Below are 23,367 nucleotides of genomic sequence, written 5' to 3' on the forward strand. Positions count from 1 at the left end.
CGCCCGTCCAGGCAACACAAGGCCGTTGCCCTCAGAAAATCCCTTTGCTTTGCTGTTCACAAATATCCTGAGGAAGCGGCACGATCCCGCTCTACAAAAATGCGCGGCAACGGTGCGTCAGAGGTAGAATCGCCACGATCAGCACAACAAACGATTCAGAGGTCGACGCGGTGGAGTTGCAGCAGGGCTTTGTCCTGACCCGGCATTGGCATGACACGCCCGAAGGCACCTGTGTGGAGTTCTGGCTGGCGACCGACCAGGGGCCGCGGCAGTTGCGCCTGGCGCCGCAGGTGTCGGTGGCCTTCATTCCCCAGGCGCAGGAAGCGCATGCCCGGGCATTGCTGGCCAACGAACCCGGCGTGGAACTGCGGCCGCTGCAGCTCAAGGACTTCGACCAGCGTCCGGTGCTGGGCCTGTACTGCCGTCAGCACCGGCAGTTGATGCAGCTGGAGCAACGCCTGCGCGCGGCCGGTATCGACGTGTTCGAAGGCGATATCCGCCCGCCCGAGCGTTACCTGATGGAGCGCTTCATCACCGCCCCGGTGCAGTTCACCGGCCAGGCGGATGCCCATGGCGTGCTCTGCGATGCCCAGATCAAGCCGCTGCCAGGCTATCGCCCGCCGCTGCGCCTGGTGTCGCTGGACATCGAGACCAGCGAGCGCGGTGAGCTGTACAGTATCGCCCTGGAAGGCTGTGGCCAGCGCCAGGTGTACATGCTTGGCCCGGCCAACGGTACCGCCGCCGGCCTCGACTTCGACTTGCACTATTGCGCCGACCGCGCTGCGTTGCTCACCTGCCTCAACCGGTGGTTCGCCGAACATGACCCCGACGCAATCATCGGCTGGAACCTGGTCCAGTTCGACCTGCGCCTGTTGCATGAGCACGCCAAGCTGCTGCAGGTGCCGCTGGCATTGGGGCGCAAGGGCGCGCCGATGACCCTGCGCAGCCAGGCCAGTGGCGGCCACGTGTTCGCCGAGGCCCCGGGGCGGCTGCTGATCGACGGTATCGAGGCCCTGCGTTCGGCAACCTGGAGCTTCCCGTCGTTCAGCCTCGAAAGCGTCGCCCAGACCTTGCTCGGCGAAGGCAAGGCGATCGACACACCGTACCAGCGCATGGATGAAATCAACCGCCGCTTCGCCGAGGACAAACCGGCCCTGGCGCGCTACAACCTCAAGGATTGCGAGCTGGTCACGCGCATTTTCGCCCACACCCGCCTGCTCGAATTCCTCCTCGAACGCTCGTCGGTTACCGGCCTTGCCGTGGACCGCAGTGGTGGTTCGGTGGCGGCGTTCGGTCACCTGTACATCCCGCAGATGCACCGCCTGGGCTTCGTCGCGCCCAACCTTGGCAGCCGCCCCGAGGAAGCCAGCCCCGGTGGTTTCGTCATGGATTCGCGCCCGGGGCTGTACGACTCGGTGCTGGTGCTGGACTACAAGAGCCTGTACCCGTCGATCATTCGTACCTTTCTGATCGACCCGGTCGGGCTGGTCGAAGGCTTGCGCCTGCCCGACCAGGCGCACTCGGTGGAAGGCTTCCGGGGCGCGCGTTTCTCGCGTAGCCAGCATTGCCTGCCGGCCATCGTCGAGCGGGTCTGGCAGGGCCGCGAAGCCGCCAAGCGCGAGGGCAACGCGCCGCTGTCACAGGCGTTGAAAATCATCATGAATGCCTTCTACGGCGTGCTGGGCTCCAGCGGCTGCCGGTTCTTCGACCCGCGCCTGGCCTCGTCGATCACCCTGCGTGGCCACCAGATCATGCGCCAGACCCGGGCCTTGATCGAAGCCCGGGGCTATGAGGTCATCTACGGCGATACCGACTCCACCTTCGTCTGGCTCAAGGGGCCACATGAGGATGAGGCTGCGGCCCGCATCGGCCGCGAGCTGGTGACCGAGGTCAACCGCTGGTGGCGCGAACACCTGCGTCAGCAGATGAACCTGGAAAGCGCGCTGGAGCTGCAGTACGAGGTGCACTACCGGCGTTTCCTGATGCCCACCATCCGTGGTGCCGATGAAGGCAGCAAGAAGCGCTATGCCGGGCTGGTGCTGCGCGCCGATGGCAGCGAGGAAATGGTCTACAAGGGCCTGGAGTCGGTGCGCACCGACTGGTCGCCGTTGGCCCGCCAGTTCCAGCAGGCGCTGTACGCGCGGATCTTCCGTGGCCAGCCGTACCGCGACTACGTGCGTGACTATGTGCGACAGACACTGGCCGGTGAGCTGGACGCGCTGCTGGTGTACCGCAAGCGCCTGCGCCGGCCGCTGGCCGACTACCAACGCAACGTGCCGCCGCACGTGCGTGCGGCCCGGCTGGCCGATGACTACAACCGCCGCATTGGCCGCCCGATGCAGTACCAGCGCGGCGGCTGGATCAGCTACGTGATCACCGTGGCGGGCCCGGAACCGTTGGAAAACCTGCAAGCGCTGGTGGACTACGAACATTACCTGAGGCGGCAGCTGCAACCGGTTGCCGATGCCATCCTGCCTTTTGTCGGCGACAGTTTCGAGGGGGTGATCGGCCAACAGTTGGCGCTGTTCTGAAGGGGTGGTACTTATCTAGCCTCGCGCTTGGCATGCCTGTGTCTATTGTCGGGCCTTTGGCTCAACCAGAGGCACAACGACGTGACCACACCCCTTGAAGGACAGCCGCCACCCGCCGATACGCTGGCCATGGAACAGGCCTATCAGGACAGCCTCATTGCCAAGCGGCTGCCCGAATGGATCCGCCGGCTTCGTATCGTAGCGCCGACCGAACAGAACATCCCGGCAAACGGCCTGTATGAGTCGCAACATGTCGCTTTGCGTGACGCGTTCAAAGCCAGCCTTGCCTGCCGACAATGGCTGGCAAAGGAACTTGCGCGGATTGACGGCATCGACCGTTTCGTCAAGCCGTTGCTTCAACATGCCATGCGTGAAGAATTCGGCATCACGCAGGATGTAGACGGCCTGTATTTCAGGCGCTGGTATACCTACACCGCGCCAAGCCAGGGAACCGTGTGGGGCCGCTACCCGATCCCGGGAAAGGACTATTTCGAGGTCCCGCTGATCGAGGCGGTACTGGACAATTTCACGCCTGGCGAAGGGCGGGACGAACAGCACAAGGACAACGGCATCGTCGACAGCCTGTCGCAACCGCTCGCTACACCAACCGCAACCGCGCCTGCCTTCGCCCGCCTGTGCCGCCGGCTTGACCTGGGCAAACGCTATCAGCAGCACCTCGATAGCGTACTGAAAGCGCCGGCCAGCCAGGCCAGCGGCTGGCGCAGCATGGCGTCGACCCTTGCGCAACTGTACAGCTCGGCCATGCTGATAGACGCTTGCAAGGCCAAATACGATGGAGCGTTGACCGCTGCCGAAACGGCGCTGGTGCTGGACCTGTGCAAGCATGGACGGCCCGGCACGTTTTACGGATCGAAGGTTGTAGCTCGGCAGCTGCGGGCCTTCGACAGCGATTTGCAACAGATCGTGGTACTCGAGGTGCTGCACGAAGGATGGCTGTTCAACGCCAGCCGCAAGATCATTGTCTACATTCCCGATGACCCGTTTGGCCCCTGGAGCGTAAGCCGTGATCTGGAAACCTTCACCCGCAAGGTACTGGGCAAGCGACTGCGGGATACGCACTACCAGGCGTTCTTCAAACGTTTCGTACGACGACGCGACAGCCAGCAGTTCTTTTCCAGGGTCGCCAAGGAGCTGGTGGGGGTCGCTGATTGGGCAACGCGGGAAATGGACCAGCACCTGCACGATTACCCGCTGCCGTTGTTCGAACACCTTGCCGCTGCGCGGATTGCCCATATCAAGGATGATGCAGCGCTGATCGCCACTCCGGTGGCAGATCTGGACCGCACGGCCCAGGAGGCCCATCGACAGAGGTTGGCGGTCGAGGGTTGGACACTGCTCAGCGTGGCCGGGGTATTCATCCCTGCACTTAATGCGCTGCTCCTGGCGGTGATGGTGTGGGACCTTCTGAGCGAGTTGTTCCAGGCGGTGGAAGACTGGCGTGAGGGCGATACCAGCGCAGCGCTGGAGCATGTCCTCAGTGTGACCAAGGACCTAGCTGTGATCGGTGCCGCCGCGGTGGTTTGGCGCGAAACGAGCCGGGCCTGGGTCGCGTTGGACCAATGTGTGCCGGCGCGCCTGGAGGACGGGACCGAGAAGCTCTGGAATGCCGACCTGAGGCCGTTTCGCAGCGTGGCACCTCCTGCCGGCGAAGTGGCCGATGCCAGGGGGGTGTACCGCGTTCAGGACAGCAGCTGGATGGTCATGGACGGCCATTACTACCAGATCGTCCAGCGAGCGGACGAAGAATGGCAGCTGGCGCCACGAGATGGCCATGGACCTTTGTTGCGTCACAATGACGCCGGTGCCTGGCGGTTATGGACCGAGCAACCTGCCAACTGGACGGACAAGCACAGGATGTTCCGCCGCCTTGGTGAGCGTTTCGCTCGCCTGGATGATGAACGGATTGACCAGGCCATGGCCATCCACGCACTGGATGCAGATTACCTTCGGGCGTTGCATGTTTATGGTCGGCCGCCTGAAGCTGAGCTGGTCGATACCGTTGAACGCCTGCTGATCGACCGCCGGCTGCAGGCCTTGCTGGACGGTTTGAGGCTTGGGCGGGTAGCGGCTGACGCACCCTTACTGCTGAAGGCCCGCGCATTACCTGGCGTTACCGAGCACGAGGGGCCAGCATTGGCAGCGCAGCTGTCGACAAGACGTCGCCAACTGTTCCAACAGCTGTACGAAGAGCAGCAGCAACCAGACGACGCGGCATCGGCGACGTTGCGCCGGACATTCCCTAGCCTGCATCGCCTGGCTGCCCGCCAGCTTGTGAACGGGTTGTCACAGGACGGCGCCGAGTTTCAGGCCCTGGCCAGCGGCACGGTGCCGTTCCGGCTGGTCGCCCGGGCCAGGTTGAGCGTATTGCGCATTCGCGTTGCGCGAGCCTGCGAAGCGCTGTTCATCCAGACGCCTCAGTCGCTGGACCAGGCCAAGGTAGCGTTGACGCTGCTCGATAACTTCGACACCAGGGAGATCAGGCCGCGCTGGCGGCTCTACGACGGCGATAGTCCGCGGCCGGTCATGACGACCAGTGGCTATGGCGCGAACTACAGGCTTGTGCATGAAAACGGGCGATTCTGGCTTGAGGACGCGCTGGGCGTCGAGTTGCGTGGCCCCGGCGAGCTGTTCGAAATACTGGTTGATGCGTTCGCCCCTGCAGATCTTGCGGCCCTTGGCCTCCATCAACCCTATGCCCAAGGCCTGAGAGAACTGCTGGCTCGGCAAGTGCAGGCGCACAGCAAAGTGCTCGCCCAAGCGTTGGGCAAAGATCCTCGACAGCCGTGGCTGCTGACGCCGCTGCGGCTGGACGACGGCAGGGTCGGCTACCCGTTGGGCGGCGGTCAGGGACGCTTTGCCCGGCCTGCGTCGCGACCCCGGGCGTTCGCGGCGCGTCTGCGCGACCTTTACCCGGATTACTCGGATGAAGAAATCGAAGAATGGCTGGCCAGGTTGCACGCCTCTGGACGCGATACCGCCAGTGAGCTTGGCATCCTCGAAGAGCAGGCACGCCGGCTGAGTGACCATCTTCGAAGCTGGGAGCGCCACGGGTTGATGGCCGGTGAAAAGGCTGAACGCAGGCGGTTTCGCAAAGCGATCATGCAATGCTGGCGGGAACGGGTGCCTGCTCAGGTTACCCCCGAGGGGCAACGGCGGTCGGTAACCTGGCAGTACAGCGGGCATGACCTGCACGCGTTGCCAGAGCTGGGGCCGCTGTTCACCTTCCCGCATGTCACCGAACTTTCCCTGCGCAGCCTGCTGTTGAAAGCGGTGCCGGCGCAGTTTCTGCTCTCGTTTCCGAACCTGACATCTCTGGAACTCGGCTACAACCAGCTGCGACATCTGCCAAGCAGCCTGCGGTTGCTTGGCAACCTGCGCATACTCGACGTGAGCGGCAATCAGATCTCGCTGGACGCGCTTGAGGCGGAGATGCTGGCAAGTTGTCGGCAGTTACGCTACCTGAACCTGTCGAACAATCGCTTGCAATGCGCGTTTTCGGTGGCGCGGATGGAGCATTTGTCCGAACTGCGTTTGCGCAATACCGGGCTGGCCGCGCTTCCCGAAGGCACCATGGACTGCCAGAGTTTGTACATGCTCGACGCTTCCAACAACGCCATTGCATCGCTGCCCCGCGATTTCACCCAGTCCCGTTTGTGGCAGAACGGCTACGTGGTGCTCTCGGGCAACCCGGTCCTGGAGCGCCAGGCTGCAGAGCTGCAGGAGGCGTGGGAAATTCCGGAAACCAGCACTGTTCCTCATAAACTGCGCTGGCTGGACCGCTTGGACGGTGAACAGCGCGAGGACCTTGGTTGCCTGTGGATCAGTACCGAGCTGATGGATGGGGCGGCGAACTTCATGCGTTTGCTGGCGCAGCTCCTGCGCTCGCGGGACTTCCTCCACCCCCGGTATGGGGAGATGCTGGCTTCGCGGGTTTTGGCGATGATGCAAAAGATCGAGGATGCGCCGGCACTGGCCAAAGACATATTCGCCAATGCCGTGATCGAGAACTGCGCGGACAATGCAACGGTGGTTTTCCAGCAGCTCGAAATCCGATGTCTCGTCTGGGATGCAGAGCAGGGGGCCCCGTCGCGTGACCGGGAGAGCACGCTGGTGAAACTGGCGCGGCGGTTGTGGAGACAGCAGCAGGTCAACTTCATCGCGTTGCGCGAGGCCGAGGCGGCAGGTGCCGGGAACGAGTCGATCGAATGGGCGCTGGCTTATTCGATCCGCTTGCGAGACGACCTGGACCTACCGGTGAACACGCAGAGCATGCTCCACGAGGGGATTCCGAACCTGGACAATGCCGCGGTCACACGCGCACTGAGTGAGGTGATGCAGAATGAAACCGCCGAATTGGTGGCAGTGTGGATGGTCGAACAACCGTTCTGGGAAAAGTACCTGCAGACCCGTTACGAGAAAAAGCTGTTGCTGCCGGAGAGCATGCAAACCGAGTTGGCCAGCCTTGCCGACGAAGTGGCCAAAGCGAAGGTCGAGCAGTGGACTGCAGATACCCGGTTGCAACTGACTACCGACGCTCTGCATCGCTGGGTGTAAGGGGCACATTGGGCTATTCTCAGGTCATGGCTGAGCGCGAGGGGGTGCGAATGGAACGGGTGACAGGCTACGTCTGGTAATGGCCAGTTACTTTTCGTTGAAGCCCCGCAGCGCCAGGTTGGTTTACGCTCGCTTGTCGGATCTTTCTCCCTGATCTGTAGTCTTCTGGTTTATCGAGAGAATAAGGAGATACGCATGCTCGTCCGGTCATTGACCCTCGCCACCTTGCTTGCACTGGTCGGCCCTGTGTCCGCTGCCGATAGTGACGCGCCGCTGGCCAAGGAACTGGGCAAGGCCAGGCCCTTGGTCGTCATTGCACCCAGCAGCGCCGACCCGACGTTGCGCGGCTTGAACGAAGCCCTCAAGGACCCGGCCACCCAGGCGGCCTTCAAAGAGCGCAACCTGGTGCTCTACAGCGTCGCCAACATGATGGGCAAGCGTGAGGACAAGAACCTCGAACAGCAGACCACCATGGCCCTGATCCGTGAGCTGAAGCTGGGCGCGAGCAAGGGCACCAAGGTAATCCTGGTGGGCAAGGACGGCGAGCGGCACATGCTCAAGGACGACGACAGCGGCGATACCCTTGACCCGCAGGTGATTCTCAAGGCAGTCGATGAGTTGCCCGCCAGCGAAAAGGCGGTGACGGCGCCCGAGCCTGTAGCGGCTGCACCGGAAACCAAGGCCAAGGACAGCAAGCCTGGCAAACCAGCCAAGCCCGCGGCACCGCCCAAACCGCTGGAAGACTGACCCTGCACAACGGCCCCAGCTTCGCCCTGGGGCCGTTGTGTATCGCACTGTATCTGGTCACGTTGCTGACCCATTCCCATACAAAACCGCTTGCTGCGGGATACATCCACGACATACCGCAACGGCCTAATGGCTCCACATTCCAACCACAGTGGAGCGACACCATGACTCAAGTACGAAACACCCTCGGCCTGCTCGGCGCTGCCCTGATTGGCAGCATGGCATTGGGCAGCAGTGCGTTTGCCGTCGAACCGTTGGCCCAGGGTTACCAGCTGGCGTCGGCCAAGGTGCCTGGCGAAGGCAAATGTGGTGAAGGCAAGTGCGGCGGCAGCGGCAAGGCCACCCAGAGTGAAGGCAAGTGCGGTGAGGGCAAGTGCGGTGCCAGCGCCAAGGCCGGTACTGAAGGCAAGTGCGGCGAAGGCAAGTGTGGTGACGCCTCGTTCGCCAGGACCGACAGCAACCACGATGGCAAGGTCTCGCGCGATGAGTTCCTGGTAGTGGCCAAGGACCGTGCTGGCGATTTCGACAAGATCGACCGCAACCATGATGGCTTCATTTCCGAACAGGAAGCTGCGGATCACCTCAAGGCGATCTACCAGGCCAACGGCAAAAGCATGCCTGAAGGGCTGTTCAGCCATCTGACCGGCAAGCCCTGACTGTAAATCCCGTGAAACGCGCAACGCCCCTCCTGCTGGCCAGGCGGGGCGTTGTGCCTGTTGGAGAGCCGTTATGCAGCTTACATCATTGTTTCCTCGGCCCTTGCGGGCAGGGCTTGGCCTGCGCCGCGGGCTGTTGCCGCAGTTGCTGGCCATGGATGCCGGCGCGGTGGATTTTCTTGAATGTGCGCCGGAAAACTGGATCGCCGTGGGTGGTGCCTACGGCAAGGGCCTGGCTCAGTTGGCCGAGCGTTTCAGCATTGCCTGCCACGGGCTGTCGTTGTCGTTGGGTGGCAGCGCGCCGCTGGACCGGGTTTTCCTGGACCAGACCCGGCAGTTTCTCGATCGCTACCAGGTGCGCTTGTACAGCGAGCACCTGAGCTACTGCAGCGATGACGGGCACTTGTATGACTTGATGCCCATCCCGTTCACCGACGAAGCCGTACGCCATGTCGCCGCGCGTATACGCCAGGCCCAGGAGCACCTGGAGCGGCGCATTGCGGTCGAGAACATCAGTTACTACGCCGCGCCATACCAGGCGATGAGCGAACTCGAGTTCATCCGTGCAGTTATCGAGGAGGCCGACTGCGACATGCTGCTGGACGTCAACAATGTCTTCGTCAACGCCTGCAACCATGGCTACGACGCCCAGGCCTTTCTTGCAGGCCTACCCCAGGCACGGGTGACCGGCATGCACATCGCGGGTCATTACGACGAAGCACCGGACCTCAAGGTCGACACCCATGGGGCTGCGGTGAAGGAAGATGTCTGGGCGCTGTTCGCGCTTGCCTGTGCGCGCTTTGGCGTGCAGCCGACCGTGCTCGAGCGAGATTTCAACTACCCACCGCTGGCCGAACTGCTGGCCGAGACGGCGCGCATCCGCACGCTCCAGCGTGTGTCGGAGGGGCAAGCCAATGAATGAGACCTTGCGCGAACAGCAGTACACCCTGGCCCGCCATCTGCGCGACCCTCAGCGTCATGCCCCGCCACCCGGCGTGGAGGCGCGGCGGCTGCAGGTTTACCGTGAACTGTTCTATGGTGCTATCGAAGGCCTGCTCGGTGGCAGCTTCCCAGTGATGCGCCAGGCATTGGGTGAGCAGCGTTGGCACGCCCGGGTGCGCGACTTCTATGCCAACTATCGCAGCCAGACGCCGTTGTTTACCGAACTCGCCGGGGCCTTTGTCGATTATCTGCAAGGGGTCGAACTGGATGCGCCGTGGCAGCTGGAACTGGCGCACTATGAGTGGATCGAGGCGCAGCTGTACCTGAGTGATGCCGAGGACCCGGCTCACGACCCGGCGGGCGACTTGCTCGAAGGGCAACCGCTGTTGTCATGTGTGGCGCGGGTGTTGGCGTATCGTTGGCCAGTGGAGCGGATCGGTGCGGACTACCAGCCTGTGGCTGCGCCTGAGGCGCCGACCTTGTTGCTGGTGTATCGCGATGCGCAGTTGCAGGTGCGCTTCGCGCGCCTGGCGCCGCTGGCGTATCGGTTGCTGGCGCTGGAGCAGGGCAGTGGGCGGGCGCGGCTGGAGGCGTTGGGCGGGGATGTGCAGCAGGGGTTGGCATTGCTGCAAGGGCTGCGCAAGCAGGGGGTCATTATCGGGACGCGTTGAGGCGAGGTACTGGGGGCGCGTTGCGCCCCCTTGCTCTTGCAAGCCAACTCTTGCCTGGGCAGCATTGACCTCAAGCCATGTGCTCTCGCCGCAGGCGCTGGCTTGCCGGCGATGGGCTGCACAGCAGCCCGCGGCGGTTCACCTGCAGAAACGCCCTCTGAGCCAATGGTCCAGGCTCAATCGCCCAGCCCCCTTGAGCAGCAGTGGCAGCAATGCCACCAGGTAGATCAGCGGCAATTTGAAGTTGCCAAAACCCTGGTCGGTAATGGCGTAACCCTGGGCCAGCTCGGCCAGGCTCGACCAGTGCGCGGGCCAATGCACTGCGGCAATCGCCACCACCGTCACCACGATCAGCCCCGCCGATGCCAGCCGGGTACCCAGGCCCAGCAACAGCAGCAACGGCAGGATCAGTTCCGCCCACATCGACAGCTGCCAGTTCAGCTCCGCTGGCAGCAGGTTGAAGGGGAACGGGAAGTTCGCTTGCAAATCAGCGAACCAGTTGCTGCCATTGAACTTCTCCCAGCCGGATTCGAAAAACTCCCAGGCCAGGAACAGTCGCAACGGCAGGTCGGCGCTCCAGGCGCCGAAACGGTCAAAAGTGCCCAGGGTGCGAGTCAAGGTGGTCATGCTGTGTTCTCCTCAGGAAAGGGCGTGGGTGTTTCGGCGTTGCTGGCGGGCCAGCTTGGCGGTGAGTTTGATGGCGATGGCGCTGCACATCAGGGCGAACGCCAGCGGGTACCAGCCACCCATGGGGATGCGTTTGTAGAACGACAGGCAGAACACGGCCGCCAATAGCCACATGCCGGTGCTGTGCAGGGCCTGCCAGGCACGGCCACCCAGCAGGCGCATGGCGGCCTTGAACGAGGTCACGGTGAGCAGCAGCAAGAACAGGTAGCCGATGCTGCCGGGCAGGCTGGAAGTGACCGTGCGGTTGGCCCAGAACAATTCGGGGAACTGCTGGGCATAGCGGTAGATCAGCACGCCGTGCACGGTATGGGAGAAGGCGAATGCCAAGCCCAGGTAGCGCCGTTCCTGCAGGAGGCGGCGGCTGCGGGGGCCCGGCAGCAAAGTCACCAGGGATGAGCCCAGGAATGCCAGCAGGAACAGCGCGAACGAGCTGCGGGCGGTGGCGCGGATGGCGCTGCGCAGGCCGTCCGGGTCAGGCTGGCTGGCCAGGACCACGGCGGTCATTGCCAGGGTCAGCCCGGCGAGGGTAGCGAACAGCTTCCAGCCAGAGGGCAGGGTGAGGGCTTTCATCAGGGAGGCTCCCGGGTTGTTTGGGTGTGACCGGGAGTGTGTCGGAGCGGGGTATCTGCAGTGTGTCGGCGGACGTTGGGTTGTGTATCTGTTTGTAGCGCCGACGCCCGCTTTTTGTAGGCGCGGCCTTGTGTCGCGCCAGGGCCGCACAGCGGCCGCGGCAACTCAGGCGGCGAAGCTGAAAACCGCAGGCGGCTGCCCAGCCCTGTGGCGCATCACGGCGCTACTGCGAACGCTGTCATTTCAGTTCGATCTGTGCGCACAGCCCGCCGCTCGAGCGGTTGCTCAGGGTCAGTCGGCCGCCCATGGCCTGGATCAGCTGGTAGGCGATGGCCAGACCCAGCCCGGTACCACCGGTGCTGCGGTTGCGTGAGCCTTCCACGCGGTAGAACGGCTTCAACACCTCATCCAGTTCGCCAGCGGGTATCCCCGGCCCATTGTCGAGCACGCGGATCACCGTCATGTCGCCCTCGCGGCATACTTCCAGCTCGGCAGCGCCGGCGAACTTGAGGGCATTGTCCACCAGGTTCACCAGGACCCGGCGCAAGGCGTGCGGCCGGGTTTCCAGCAGGCTGTCGCTGCTGCCATGGCGCTCGACCCGGGCCCCGCTGTCCTGGTAGTCGAATACCAGGCTGTCGAGGAATGCATCGAGGTTGACCCGGCAGGGGGCCTCGGTGCTGGTGTCCATGCTGCGGGCATAGGCCACGCCTTCGCGCACCAGGTGTTCCATCTCGCCCAGGTCGCTCCACAGCTTGTCCTTTTCCACCCCGTCGTCCATCACCTCGACACGCAGCTTCATGCGCGTGATCGGTGTTTGCAGGTCGTGCGAAATTGCCGCCAGCAACTGCATGCGCTCTTTCAGGTAGGCGGCGATACGCGCCTGCAGGGCGTTGAACGCCACTGCGGCGTAGCGCACTTCGCGCGGGCCGCTTTCATCCAGCTGCACGCCGGGCTTGTCCGGGTCGAGGTTGTCCACCGCGCGGGCCAGGCGGGTCAGCGGGCTGATCGCCAGGCGCACGGCCAGCCAGGTGCACAGCAACAGCACGGCCAACTGGATCAGCAGCACCACCGGCAGCCAGCGGGCCACCGGGACCGGCGCCGGGGTCACGTCGATGGTCAGCGGTGCGCCGTCGGCCAGGCGCAGGTGGGCCTGGAAGTGCGCGATCGGGCCGGGGATTTCCTGGAAGGTCAGGCGGTAGTCGCTGCCGATTGCCTTGACGATCGAATCGGCGGCCATGGGTGGGTCGCTGCTGGGCATTGCCTCGCCTGCCAGGCCCTGGTCCAGTCGGTAGCGGTAGGTGCGCCGCTCCAGGCGCGGCAACCAGGCGGCGCGTTCAGCTGCGGGCAGGCGGTCGAGGATGGCTACCGAGGTGGCCACGTCCTGTTCCAGGGTGCTGAGCATCATCGAGCGGCTGCTGATGTAGCGCTCATAGGCCTGCAGGCCGAATGACAGGCCATAGGCCAGGACCAGGCCGGTGAAGAAGATCAGTGCCAGGCGCGAGGCAAGGGTGCGTGGCCACTTCATGACGGCGACTCGAGCAGTTGCACCGGCAACGAGAACACGTAGCCCTCGCTGCGCACGGTCTTGATGCAGCTGGGTTCGCGCGCGTCATCACCCAGGCGCTGGCGCAGGCGGCTGACCAGCAGGTCGATGGAGCGGTCGAAGATGTCGGCCTCGCGGCCCTGGGTCAGGTTGAGCAACTGCTCACGGCTGAGCACCCGCTGCGGGTGGTCGAGAAACACCCGTAGCAGGCGGTATTCGGCGCCGCTCAGGGCCACCAGGGTGCCTTCGCGGTCGAGCAGGTGGCGCGCAGTGGTGTCCAGGCGCCACTGGCCGAAGCCGAGCAGCCGGCTGCTTTCGCTGATGGTCAGGTTGGGCGGCAGCATGCGGGTGCGGCGCAGCACGGCATTGATGCGTGCGAGCAGTTCGCGAGCCGAGAACGGCTTGGTCAGGTAGTCGTCGGCACCCATTTCCAGGCCGATGATGCGGTCGGTCTCGTCGTTACGCGCGGTCAGCATCAGCACCGGGGTGTTGCGATGCCTGCCGGCGCGCAGCTCGCGGCACAGCAACAGGCCGTCGTCGCCGGGCATCATGATGTCGAGCACGATCAGGTCGACACTGTTGGCTTCGAGAAAGGCGCGCATCTGCCGGCCGTCGGCGACGATGCTGGTGCGCAGGCCGTTCTTCTTCAGGTAATTGCCGACCAGTTCGCGGATTTCGCGGTCGTCGTCGACGATCAGGATGTGATCGACATGTTCCATGCTGCGTTCCTGTGCAGAGGGTGTGGGCGCAGTGTACCGAGCGCATGCGCGCTTGCCTGCTGGGGTTTGTATTGCAGTGTATCTGGCTCGGCGGCTGATACAGGAGGAAGCAGATCACCCCGCTGGGCGACACATACGGGATACCTGGCAGCGCTGAAATGGCTCTCGACCGGGGAGCACGACTCCCCACCCCCAAAGCGTCACACAGGAGAGATGCCATGAACTTCAAGACCTTCGCCAGCGCCAGCCTGTTCGCCGTGCTCAGCTTCGGCACCCTGGCCGCCCACGCTGCCAGCGCACCGATGGACGACGCTGCCGTGATGCAGTACCGCTACGGCGACCACCTGGATGTGCAGAAAGTGTTATCGGTGCAGGATGACCAGAGCAACGCCTGCGGCCTGGTGAACACCCGCATGGACTACCTCGACTCCAAGGGCCAGCAGCAAAGCGTGCAGTACCGCAGCTACGCCACTGGCGGTTGCCATGAAAATTGATCGCCGCCTGATGCTGAAGGTGGGCGGTATTGCCCTGGCCGTGGTCGGCCTGGGCCTGGCCGGGCACCTGCTGGCCCGCGACAGCTACGGTGCGATGCCGTCGCTGTCGGGCGCCAGCCAGTGGCTCAATTCGGCGCCGCTGGATGCCCCGGCACTGAAGGGCAAGGTGGTGCTGGTGGATTTCTGGACCTGGGACTGTATCAACTGCCAGCGCAGCCTGCCGCATGTGAACGAGTGGGCACGGCGCTATGCCGACCAGGGCCTGGTAGTGGTCGGCGTGCACACACCGGAGTACGACTACGAGCACGATGTCGGCACCTTGCGTGACAAGGTGGCCAGGCTGGGGATTGCTTACCCGGTGGCCGTCGACAACGACTACCAGGTGTGGAATGCCTGGGGCAACCAGTTCTGGCCGGCGCACTATTTCGTCGACCGCAAGGGCCAGGTGCGCCATGTGCATTTTGGCGAGGGCGATTACGCCGGGCAGGAGCAGGTGATACAGGCGTTGCTGGATGAGCAGGGATGATTGGCCTGTGCCGGCCTGTTCGCAGGTGAGCCCGCTCCCACAGGAGGTACGCAGTACCTGTGAGGGCGGGCCGGCGGTGAAGCAGCCTGCGCCGCATCATCCGCCAAAGCTGGCAAAATGCGCCTGCATCCGCGCCGCATCAGCCTGGCGCCCGCTGAACAGTTCGAATGCTTTCACCGCCTGGAACACCGCCATGTTGCTGCCATCCAGCGTGCGGCAGCCCAGTGCCCGGGCGGCGCGCAGCAGTTCGGTTTCCAGCGGGAAGTAGATGATCTCGGCTACCCACAAGCGCGCATGCAGCAGCGCCACCGGCAGTGGTGTGCCAGGCAGCTTGGCCATGCCCACCGGGGTGGTATTGACCAGCCCGTCCGCTTCGGCCAGCGCCACGGCCAGGTCGCTGCCGACCACGGCGCGTCCGCTGCCGAAATGCATATTCAGGTTGTCCACCAAGGCCTGCGCACGTGCCGCGTCCACTTCGAACAGCACCAGCCGCTCGACCCCTTCCCCCAGCAGGGCATGCGCCACAGCCGAGCCGGCGCCACCGGCACCCATCTGCACCACCTGGCGCCGGGCCACGTCGGGCAGGCCACGGCGCAAGCCTTCGGCAAAGCCCAGGCAGTCGGTGTTGTGGCCGACCCGCTTGCCGTCCTTGAGCACCACGGTGTTCACCGCGCCGATGCCGCGGGCTTCCTCCGACAGCTCGTCGAGCAATGGCAGGATTGCCTGTTTGAACGGGTAGGTGATGTTGAGCCCGGTAAAGCCGGTGTACTGCGCGGCGTCGAGCAGGCCGGGCAGGGCACTGTCATCCAGTTGCAATTGGTCGGCATCGATCAGCCGGTACAGGTAGCGCAGGGCTTGGGCATCGCCTTCGTGTTCGTGCAGGGCTGGGGTACGCGATAGCTGGATACCGCGGCCGATCAGGCCGGCGAGAATGGCTTGCTGGCTCATGCGCCGCGCTCCTGCAGCATTTCGGCGAAGTGGCTGAGGGCCATGCGGTAGCCGTGGCTGCCCAGGCCGCAGATCACGCCAACGGCAACGGCGGATACGAAGGACAGGTGGCGGAACGGCTCGCGCTTGTGCACGTTGGACAGATGCACCTCGATCACCGGCAGTTCGGCGGCGACCAGGGCATCGCGGATGGCCACCGAGGTGTGGGTCCAGGCACCGGGGTTGATCACGATGCCGGCGCAGCGGCCGCGGGCGGCATGGATCCAGTCGATCAGTTCGCCTTCGTGATTGGTTTGCCGGAATTCGATTTCCAGGCCATGGGCATGGGCGGTATCGGCACATCCCTGGGCCAGGTCGGCGAGGGTTTCGTAGCCATACTGGGCAGGCTCACGGGTACCCAGCATGTTCAGGTTGGGGCCGTTGAGCACGAGAATGAGAGGCTTCATGACGAGCATCGCTTTGTTGTTGTTGGATGCACCCAGTTTTGTACCGCCTGGTTAGTTTAGTCAATCGAGCTGAAGCGTGACCCCGGGAAAGTGGGCGATTATCGAACCCTGATTACCGACAAGCGTACGCATTACAGAATTGTCATTTTGCCGCCACCGCGCCGATAAGCAGCGCTTTCTACAGTGCCTCGCCAACGTTCGCCGACGAGGAGCTGTTTCGTGCCCACCCCCCGCAAGATCGCCTTGCTCTGCCTGTTGCTGGCGGGCGCCACCAGCGCCCAGGCCGGCCCGAGCCTGAGCCTGCCCCAGGCGCTGGCCGCCGCCTTTGCGAATAACCCGGAGCTGGCTGCGGCCGGCCAGCAAATCGGCATCGCCGACGGCGAACGGCGCCAGGCCGGGCTGATTCCCAACCCGGAGCTGGCCTGGGAACGGGAGGACACCCGCCGCGACACCAGCACCACCACAGTCACCCTCAGCCAGCCATTGGAACTGGGCGGCAAACGCGGCACACGCATCGCCGTGGCCAGTGCCGGCCAGGCCATCGCCCAGCTGGACCTCGAGCGCCAGCGCAACGGCCTGCGCGCCGACGTGGTGCAGGCTTTCCACGCCGCCTTGCGCGCGCAAACTGCCGTGGCGCTGGCGCAGCAATCGCAGGCGTTGACCGAGCGTGGCTTGCGGGTGGCGCAGGGGCGGGTAGCTGCCGGCCAGTCGTCACCGCTGGAAGCCACCCGCGCCCAGGTGCAGTTGGCTCAGGCCGTGGCTGCAGTGCGCCGCGCGCAAACCCAGCGCAGCGTGGCCAACCAGGCCCTGGCACGCTTGACTGGCAGCCCGCAGGCAAGCTTCGGGCAGTTGCAGGCGGCCAACCTGTCGCCCGGTGCTGCGCCCAGCGCTGACGCGTTGCTCGACCAGGTCGAGCAAACCGTCGAGTGGCGCCTGGCTGCCGCCCAGGTCGAGCGCGGCGACGCGTCCCTCGGCGCGGAAAAGGCCCTGCGTATTCCCAACCTCACCGTCAGCCTTGGTAGCCAATACAGCCGCGAAGACCGCGAGCGGGTCAACGTGGTCGGCCTGTCGATGCCGTTGCCGCTGTTCGACCGCAACCAGGGCAACGTGCTGGCTGCAGCCCGCCGGGCCGACCAGGCGCGGGACCTGCGCAATGCCGTGGCGCTGCGCCTGCGCAGTGAAACGCGCAACGCTGTCAGCCAGTGGGCGACGGCCATGCAGGACGTGCAGGCCTATGACCGCACCATCCTGCCCGCTGCGCAGCAGGCGGTGGACACGGCCACCCGCGGTTTCGAAATGGGCAAGTTCGCCTTTCTCGATGTACTCGATGCCCAGCGCACGCTGATCGACGCACGTGGGCTGTACCTCGAGGCGCTGGCCTTGGCGAGTGACGCGCGGGCGCAGGTCGAACGCATCTATGGCGACCTCGATGACTTCAGCAAATTTCCGCACAGCAGGAGCAACAATGACTAACCCACGCAAGATCGCCCTTGTGCTCGCGGCGGTTGCCGTTTTCGGCCTTGCTGGCCTGGCCTGGACCGGCACCCTTGGCAAGGCCTCCAGCGCGCAGACCGTGCACGATGAGCAGGGCGAAGACGGCCACGGCCATGCCAAAGCAGCGGCCAGCGAAAGCCACGGCGAAGAAGCGGGCGCGCTGCACCTTACCCCTGCCCAGTTCGAAGCTGCCGGGATACAGCTGGCCACCGCCGGCCCCGGTGAACTGGGCAGCACCATCAGTTTTCCGGGTGAGATCCGCTTCGACGAAGACCGCACCGCGCACGTTGTGCCACGCGTGCCAGGCGTGGTCGAGGCGGTACAAGCCGAGTTGGGCCAGGCGGTCAAGCGTGGCCAGGTGCTGGCGGTGATTGCCAGCCAGCAGATTTCCGACCTGCGCAGCGAACAGCAGGCCGCCCAGCGCCGCCTGGAACTGGCGCGCCTGACGTTCCAGCGCGAGCAGCAGCTGTGGCAGGCACGCATCAGCGCCGAGCAGGACTACCTGCAAGCCCGCCAGGCGCTGCAGGAGGCCGAGATCGCCATGGCCAATGCCCGGCAGAAGGTTGCCGCCGTGGGCCCGGCCGGCGCCGGCAACCGCTATGAATTGCGCGCACCGTTCGATGCGGTGGTGGTGGAAAAGCACCTGTCCGTGGGCGAGGTGGTCGATGAGACCAGCAATGCCTTCACCCTGTCCGACTTGAGCCGGGTCTGGGCCACCTTCGCCGTGGCCCCGCGCGACTTGGGCAAGGTGGTGACCGGCCGTCATGTCACGGTCAGCGCGGCGGATCTGGAGGCCCAGGTCGAGGGCCGGGTGAACTACGTCGGCAGCCTGCTCGGCGAGCAGAACCGCGCCGCCACCGTGCGCGCCACCCTGGCCAACCCCAATGGCGCATGGCGCCCCGGGCTGTTCGTCAATGTCGCGGTCAGCATCGAACGCTTCACTGCCGCCGTGGTGGTACCGCAAAGCGCTCTGCAAACCTGGCAAGCACAGACCGTGGTGTTTGCCCGTACCGAGGAAGGTTTCGAGGCCCGCCCAGTGCAGACCGGCCGGCGCGACGCTGGCCAGGTGGAAATCACCGGCGGCCTGGCCGCCGGAACCCAGGTGGCCGCCGCCGGCAGCTTTGTCCTGAAGTCCGAGCTGGGCAAAGGCTCGGCCGAACACAGCCATTGATCCTGGGGACCCCTGCATGTTCGAACGCCTGATTCAATTCGCCATCGAGCAGCGCCTGGTGGTGATGCTGACCGTGGTGCTGATGGCCGCGGTGGGTATCCACAGCTACCAGAAGCTGCCGATCGATGCTGTACCGGACATCACCAACGTCCAGGTGCAGGTCAACACCGCCGCGCCCGGTTACTCGCCGCTGGAGACCGAGCAGCGCATCACCTTTGCCATCGAGACTGCCATGGCTGGCCTGCCCGGGCTCAAGCAGACCCGCTCGCTGTCGCGCTCGGGCCTGTCCCAGGTCACGGTCATTTTCGACGACGGCACCGACCTGTTCTTCGCTCGGCAGCTGGTCAACGAGCGCCTGCAGGTAGCCCGCGAACAGCTGCCCGACGGCATCGAAGCGGGCATGGGGCCGATTTCCACGGGGCTGGGTGAAATCTTCCTGTGGACGGTGGAGGCCGAGCCGGGCGCCCTCAAGGAGGACGGCACGCCCTACACCCTCACCGACCTGCGGGTGATCCAGGACTGGATCATCAAGCCGCAGTTGCGCAATGTGCCGGGGGTGGCCGAGGTGAACAGCATCGGTGGCCATGCCAAGCAATACCTGATCGCACCGGAGCCCAAGCGCCTGGCGGCGTACAAGCTCACCCTCAACGACCTGGTCGCGGCGCTGGAACGCAACAACGCCAACGTCGGCGCCGGTTATATCGAGCGCAACGGCGAGCAATGGCTGATTCGCGCGCCAGGCCAGCTGGCGTCGGCCGAAGACATTGCCAATATTGTCATCTCCAGCGTCGACGGCACGCCGATCCGGGTCAGCCATGTCGCCCAGGTGGGCCTGGGGGAAGAGTTGCGCTCGGGTGCGGCCACCGAAAACGGCCGGGAAGTGGTGCTGGGCACCGTGTTCATGCTGATTGGCGAGAACAGCCGTACGGTGGCCCAGGCGGTCGCTGCCAAGTTGCTGGAAATCAACCGCAACCTGCCCAAGGGCGTGGTTGCCGTAACGGTTTACGACCGCACCAATCTGGTCGAGAAAGCCATCGCCACGGTGAAGAAGAACCTGGTCGAAGGCGCCATCCTGGTCATCGCCGTGCTGTTCCTGTTCCTCGGCAATATCCGCGCGGCGCTGATCACTGCGATGGTCATCCCGCTGTCGATGCTGTTCACCTTCACCGGTATGTTCGCCAACCAGGTCAGTGCCAACCTGATGAGTCTTGGTGCGCTGGATTTCGGCATCATCGTCGACGGCGCGGTGGTGATCGTGGAAAACGCCATCCGCCGCCTGGCCCATGCCCAGCAGCGGCATGGCCGCATGCTGACGCGTGCCGAGCGCTTGCATGAGGTGTTTGCCGCGGCACGTGAGGCACGTCGGCCGCTGATCTATGGGCAACTGATCATCATGGTGGTGTACCTGCCGATCTTTGCCCTGACGGGGGTGGAGGGCAAGATGTTCCACCCCATGGCCTTTACCGTGGTCATGGCCTTGCTCGGTGCGATGGTCCTCTCGGTTACCTTCGTACCGGCGGCCATTGCCCTGTTCGTCAGCGGCAAGGTCAAGGAAGAAGAAGGCTTGCTGATGCGCACGGCGCGCCAGCGCTATGCGCCGCTGCTGGCCTGGGTGCTGGGCCGGCGCCGGCTGGCGTTTGCCGCTGCCGCCAGCCTGGTGCTGCTGTCCGGGCTGCTGGCCAGCCGCATGGGCAGCGAGTTCATCCCCAGCCTCAGCGAGGGCGATTTCGCCCTGCAGGCCCTGCGTGTGCCGGGCACCAGCCTGTCGCAGTCGGTGGACATGCAGCAGCGCCTGGAGCAGGCGATTATTGCCCAGGTGCCGGAAGTGCAGCGGGTGTTCGCCCGCACCGGCACCGCCGAGATCGCCGCCGATCCGATGCCGCCGAACATCTCCGATGCCTATGTGATGCTGCGCCCGCGCGAGCAATGGGCGGACCCGGGCAAGCCGCGAGAGGCACTGATTGCCGAGGTACAGCGTGCCGCGGCCAGCGTGCCGGGCAGCAACCATGAGCTGTCGCAGCCGATCCAGTTGCGTTTCAACGAGCTGATATCCGGAGTGCGCAGCGATGTGGCGGTGAAGCTGTACGGCGATGACATGGACGTGCTCAACCGCACCGCCGGGCAGATCGCCAGCAGCCTGCAGGGTGTGCCGGGCGCGTCCGAGGTAAAGGTCGAGCAGACCACCGGCCTGCCGGTGCTGACCATCGACATTGACCGCGACAAGGCGGCGCGGCATGGCTTGAATGTCGGTGACGTGCAGGATGCCATCGCCATAGCCGTAGGGGGGCGCACGGCCGGTACGCTGTATGAAGGCGACCGCCGTTTCGACATGGTGGTGCGCCTGTCGGAACCCTTGCGTACGGATGTCGACGGGCTGGGCAGCCTGTTGATTCCGGTACCTGCCAGTGCGGCGGCGGGCACTGGGCAGATCGGTTTCATCCCGTTGTCGCAGGTGGCCGCGTTGAACCTGCAACTGGGGCCGAACCAGGTCAGCCGCGAGGATGGCAAGCGGGTGGTGGTGGTCAGTGCCAATGTGCGTGGCCGCGATCTGGGCTCGTTCGTCAAGGAGGCTGAACAGACGCTGCTCGCGCAGGTGCAGATTCCGCCGGGTTACTGGACCCGCTGGGGCGGCCAGTTCGAGCAACTGCAATCGGCGGCTGCGCGCCTGCAGGTGGTGGTGCCGGTGGCCTTGCTGCTGGTCATGGCGCTGTTGCTGATGATGTTCAACAACCTCAGGGATGGCCTGCTGGTGTTCACTGGCATTCCCTTCGCCCTCACTGGCGGGGTACTGGCCCTGTGGCTGCGGGACATTCCGCTGTCGATTTCCGCAGGCGTGGGCTTCATTGCCTTGTCGGGGGTGGCGGTGCTCAACGGGCTGGTAATGATTGCCTTCATCCGTGGCCTGCGCGAGCAGGGGCGCACGCTGCGCGCGGCGGTCGAGGAGGGCGCGCTGACGCGCTTGCGGCCGGTGCTGATGACGGCACTGGTGGCGTCGCTGGGGTTCATTCCGATGGCCTTGGCCAGCGGGACCGGGGCGGAGGTGCAGCGACCGTTGGCGACGGTGGTGATTGGCGGGATCCTGTCCTCCACCGCGCTGACCTTGCTGGTGTTGCCGGCGTTGTACCAGTGGGCGTATCGGCACGAGGAGGGGCAGGAGGGTTGAGATTGCCGGGGCCGCTTCGCGGCCCATCGCGACACAAGGCCGCTCCTGCAACGCTATGCGTCAATCTGCGGTGAACGCGTACCGTTGCAGGAGCGGCCTTGTGTCGCGATGGGCTGCAAAGCAGCCGCGAATGCTCAGGCTGTACGACGAGCCGCAGCCCGCACACCGTCGCCTTCCACCTCATCATGCAAGGAAATCCGGGAAGTCTCCGGCAACGCCAACCCGCCCAGCAACGCCACCAGCGCGATCACCACCAGGTAGAACGCCGGAGCCAGGCTGCTGCCGGTCTGCCCGATCAGCCAGGTCGCCACCAGCGGCGCGGTACCGCCAAACAGCGTGTAGGCCACGTTGTAGGTAATCGCCGAAGCGGTATAGCGGGTACGGGTAGGGAAGCTTTCCGAGAGCAACGCCGCGGTCACCACGCCACTGCACAACGCCCCGACCGCCAGCAGGATCACCCCCAGCAGCGCGCCGGCTATCGAACCGGAGCTGGCCAGCCAGTAGGCCGGGAACACGCACAGCATCACCCACAGGCAGGTAAAGCCGATGGTCCTGCGCCGCCCGACGCGGTCCGAGAACGCCCCGGCCAGCGGGCAGCCGACAGCAGCGAACAGCAGGGCTACCGTGGTCACCAGCAGCGCCTGCGCCCGGGTCAGGTTGCCGACCAGTTGCAGGTAGGTAGCGAAGTAGGTGGTGAACATGTAGAACGACAGCGCAGTGAGCGAAATGAACGCGCCCAGGTTGCGGATCGCCCGGCCATGGTGGCGCAGGGTTTCCTTCAGCGGCGAATGCTCATGCGCCTTGCCTTCGGCGAGGGCTTCGCGGAACGCCGGGGTTTCCTCCATGCGCCAGCGCAGGTACAGGCCAACCAGCCCCAGCGGTGCAGCGATAAGGAACGGGATGCGCCAGCCCCAGGCATTCATGGCTTCGGCCGACAGGCTGGCCTCCAGGCCATAGGCAATCACCGCCGCGCAGGCAAAGGCGGAAAAGGTCGAGACCGGCACGAAGCTGCCATAGAAGGCACGCTTGTCGTGGGGTGCATGCTCCATCAGGTAGGCACACGCCCCGGCATACTCGCCACCGGCAGAAAAACCCTGCAGGCAGCGCGCCAAGGTCAGCAGCGCGGGGGCCGCCAGGCCGATGCTGGCATAGGTCGGCAGCAGGCCGATCAGGGTCGTCGAGCCGGCCATCAGCAGGATGGTCAGCGACAGGATGCGTTTGCGTCCCAGGCGGTCACCCAGCGCGCCGAACACGATGCCGCCCAGCGGGCGCAGGGCAAAGGCCACGGCGAACACGGCGAAGGTTTTCAGCAAGGCCACGCTGGCGTCTGTGCTGGCGAAGAACTGGCTGGCGATCAGGGTAGCGAGAAAGCCATAGACGGCGAAGTCGAACCACTCGACGAAATTGCCAATGGCCGAGGCGGCGATGACCCGGCGCAGGGTGGCGGGGGATACCTCATGCGATGCAGACATACGGAAGCTCTC

The 23,367-nt window shown here is 64.8% G+C and carries 18 protein-coding genes; 11 read left to right on the plus strand and 7 right to left on the minus strand.

Annotation, left to right across the window (positions count from 1 at the left end; translation table 11 throughout):
• Positions 1 to 170 precede the first annotated feature (170 nt).
• From HG549_RS09720 to HG549_RS09745, 6 genes are all read left to right on the plus strand, one after another.
• Complete coding sequence (locus HG549_RS09720; protein WP_170029283.1) at positions 171 to 2,531, plus strand: DNA polymerase II; 2,361 nt, start codon at positions 171 to 173, stop codon at positions 2,529 to 2,531.
• Between the two features lie 81 nt (positions 2,532 to 2,612).
• Positions 2,613 to 7,106: an NEL-type E3 ubiquitin ligase domain-containing protein gene (locus tag HG549_RS09725; RefSeq protein WP_170029284.1), complete on the plus strand. Its 4,494-nt coding sequence runs from the start codon at positions 2,613 to 2,615 to the stop codon at positions 7,104 to 7,106.
• Between the two features lie 195 nt (positions 7,107 to 7,301).
• Positions 7,302 to 7,853: a DUF4174 domain-containing protein gene (locus HG549_RS09730; RefSeq protein WP_170029285.1), complete on the plus strand. Its 552-nt coding sequence runs from the start codon at positions 7,302 to 7,304 to the stop codon at positions 7,851 to 7,853.
• 164 nt (positions 7,854 to 8,017) lie between these two features.
• Complete coding sequence (locus tag HG549_RS09735) at positions 8,018 to 8,509, plus strand: EF-hand domain-containing protein (protein ID WP_170029286.1); 492 nt, start codon at positions 8,018 to 8,020, stop codon at positions 8,507 to 8,509.
• Positions 8,510 to 8,582: 73 nt separating this feature from the next.
• A complete protein-coding gene (locus tag HG549_RS09740; protein WP_372241549.1) occupies positions 8,583 to 9,431 on the plus strand; it encodes a DUF692 domain-containing protein in 849 nt (282 codons plus the stop codon).
• Complete coding sequence (locus tag HG549_RS09745; protein ID WP_170029287.1) at positions 9,424 to 10,122, plus strand: DUF2063 domain-containing protein; 699 nt, start codon at positions 9,424 to 9,426, stop codon at positions 10,120 to 10,122. Before HG549_RS09740 ends, HG549_RS09745 begins: the two co-directional genes overlap by 8 nt.
• Before the next feature lie 138 nt (positions 10,123 to 10,260).
• On the opposite strand, the gene HG549_RS09750 is transcribed toward HG549_RS09745, so the two are convergent.
• The 4 genes from HG549_RS09750 to HG549_RS09765 all read right to left on the minus strand — a co-directional run bounded on the left by HG549_RS09750 (position 10,261) and on the right by HG549_RS09765 (position 13,641).
• Positions 10,261 to 10,749 (minus strand): DoxX family protein, encoded by a 489-nt coding sequence (locus HG549_RS09750; RefSeq protein ID WP_170029288.1) that lies wholly within the window; start codon positions 10,747 to 10,749, stop codon positions 10,261 to 10,263.
• A 12-nt stretch (positions 10,750 to 10,761) separates the two neighbouring features.
• A complete protein-coding gene (locus tag HG549_RS09755; RefSeq protein WP_170029289.1) occupies positions 10,762 to 11,379 on the minus strand; it encodes a ferric reductase-like transmembrane domain-containing protein in 618 nt (205 codons plus the stop codon).
• Positions 11,380 to 11,617: 238 nt separating this feature from the next.
• The gene (locus HG549_RS09760) at positions 11,618 to 12,904 is read right to left on the minus strand and encodes a HAMP domain-containing sensor histidine kinase (protein WP_170029290.1); all 1,287 of its coding nucleotides are present in this window, start codon (positions 12,902 to 12,904) and stop codon (positions 11,618 to 11,620) included.
• A complete protein-coding gene (locus HG549_RS09765; RefSeq protein WP_170029291.1) occupies positions 12,901 to 13,641 on the minus strand; it encodes a response regulator in 741 nt (246 codons plus the stop codon). Before HG549_RS09765 ends, HG549_RS09760 begins: the two co-directional genes overlap by 4 nt.
• A gap of 218 nt (positions 13,642 to 13,859) precedes the next feature.
• On the opposite strand from HG549_RS09765, the gene HG549_RS09770 reads away from it, so the two are divergent.
• Together HG549_RS09770 and HG549_RS09775 are read left to right on the plus strand one after the other, a co-directional pair.
• Positions 13,860 to 14,135 (plus strand): DUF2790 domain-containing protein, encoded by a 276-nt coding sequence (locus HG549_RS09770; RefSeq protein ID WP_170029292.1) that lies wholly within the window; start codon positions 13,860 to 13,862, stop codon positions 14,133 to 14,135.
• A gap of 10 nt (positions 14,136 to 14,145) precedes the next feature.
• On the plus strand, positions 14,146 to 14,661 hold the full coding sequence (locus HG549_RS09775; RefSeq protein WP_170034126.1) for a thioredoxin family protein: 516 nt from the start codon (positions 14,146 to 14,148) through the stop codon (positions 14,659 to 14,661).
• Positions 14,662 to 14,757: 96 nt separating this feature from the next.
• On the opposite strand, the gene HG549_RS09780 is transcribed toward HG549_RS09775, so the two are convergent.
• A complete protein-coding gene (locus HG549_RS09780; protein WP_170029293.1) occupies positions 14,758 to 15,609 on the minus strand; it encodes a shikimate dehydrogenase in 852 nt (283 codons plus the stop codon).
• Entirely contained in the window at positions 15,606 to 16,055 is a 450-nt protein-coding gene (gene aroQ / locus HG549_RS09785; RefSeq protein WP_170029294.1) for a type II 3-dehydroquinate dehydratase, read from the minus strand. Before aroQ ends, HG549_RS09780 begins: the two co-directional genes overlap by 4 nt.
• A gap of 219 nt (positions 16,056 to 16,274) precedes the next feature.
• On the opposite strand from aroQ, the gene HG549_RS09790 reads away from it, so the two are divergent.
• From HG549_RS09790 to HG549_RS09800, 3 genes are read left to right on the plus strand one after another with little or no spacing between them, the layout of a single operon-like run.
• Positions 16,275 to 17,528, plus strand: coding sequence for a TolC family protein (locus HG549_RS09790; RefSeq protein ID WP_170029295.1), 1,254 nt, complete (start codon positions 16,275 to 16,277; stop codon positions 17,526 to 17,528).
• On the plus strand, positions 17,521 to 18,720 hold the full coding sequence (locus HG549_RS09795; protein WP_170029296.1) for an efflux RND transporter periplasmic adaptor subunit: 1,200 nt from the start codon (positions 17,521 to 17,523) through the stop codon (positions 18,718 to 18,720). The genes HG549_RS09790 and HG549_RS09795 overlap by 8 nt, the downstream gene beginning before the upstream one ends.
• A 16-nt stretch (positions 18,721 to 18,736) precedes the next feature.
• The gene (locus HG549_RS09800; protein ID WP_170029297.1) at positions 18,737 to 21,883 is read left to right on the plus strand and encodes a CusA/CzcA family heavy metal efflux RND transporter; all 3,147 of its coding nucleotides are present in this window, start codon (positions 18,737 to 18,739) and stop codon (positions 21,881 to 21,883) included.
• Positions 21,884 to 22,017: 134 nt separating this feature from the next.
• Here the strand turns inward: HG549_RS09800 and HG549_RS09805 are convergent, their stop codons facing one another.
• Positions 22,018 to 23,355, minus strand: coding sequence for an MFS transporter (locus tag HG549_RS09805; RefSeq protein ID WP_170029298.1), 1,338 nt, complete (start codon positions 23,353 to 23,355; stop codon positions 22,018 to 22,020).
• Positions 23,356 to 23,367: the final 12 nt, after the last annotated feature.

This window comes from Pseudomonas sp. SK, from assembly GCF_012975065.1.
GTDB classification, from domain to species: Bacteria; Pseudomonadota; Gammaproteobacteria; order Pseudomonadales; family Pseudomonadaceae; genus Aquipseudomonas; species Aquipseudomonas anuradhapurensis.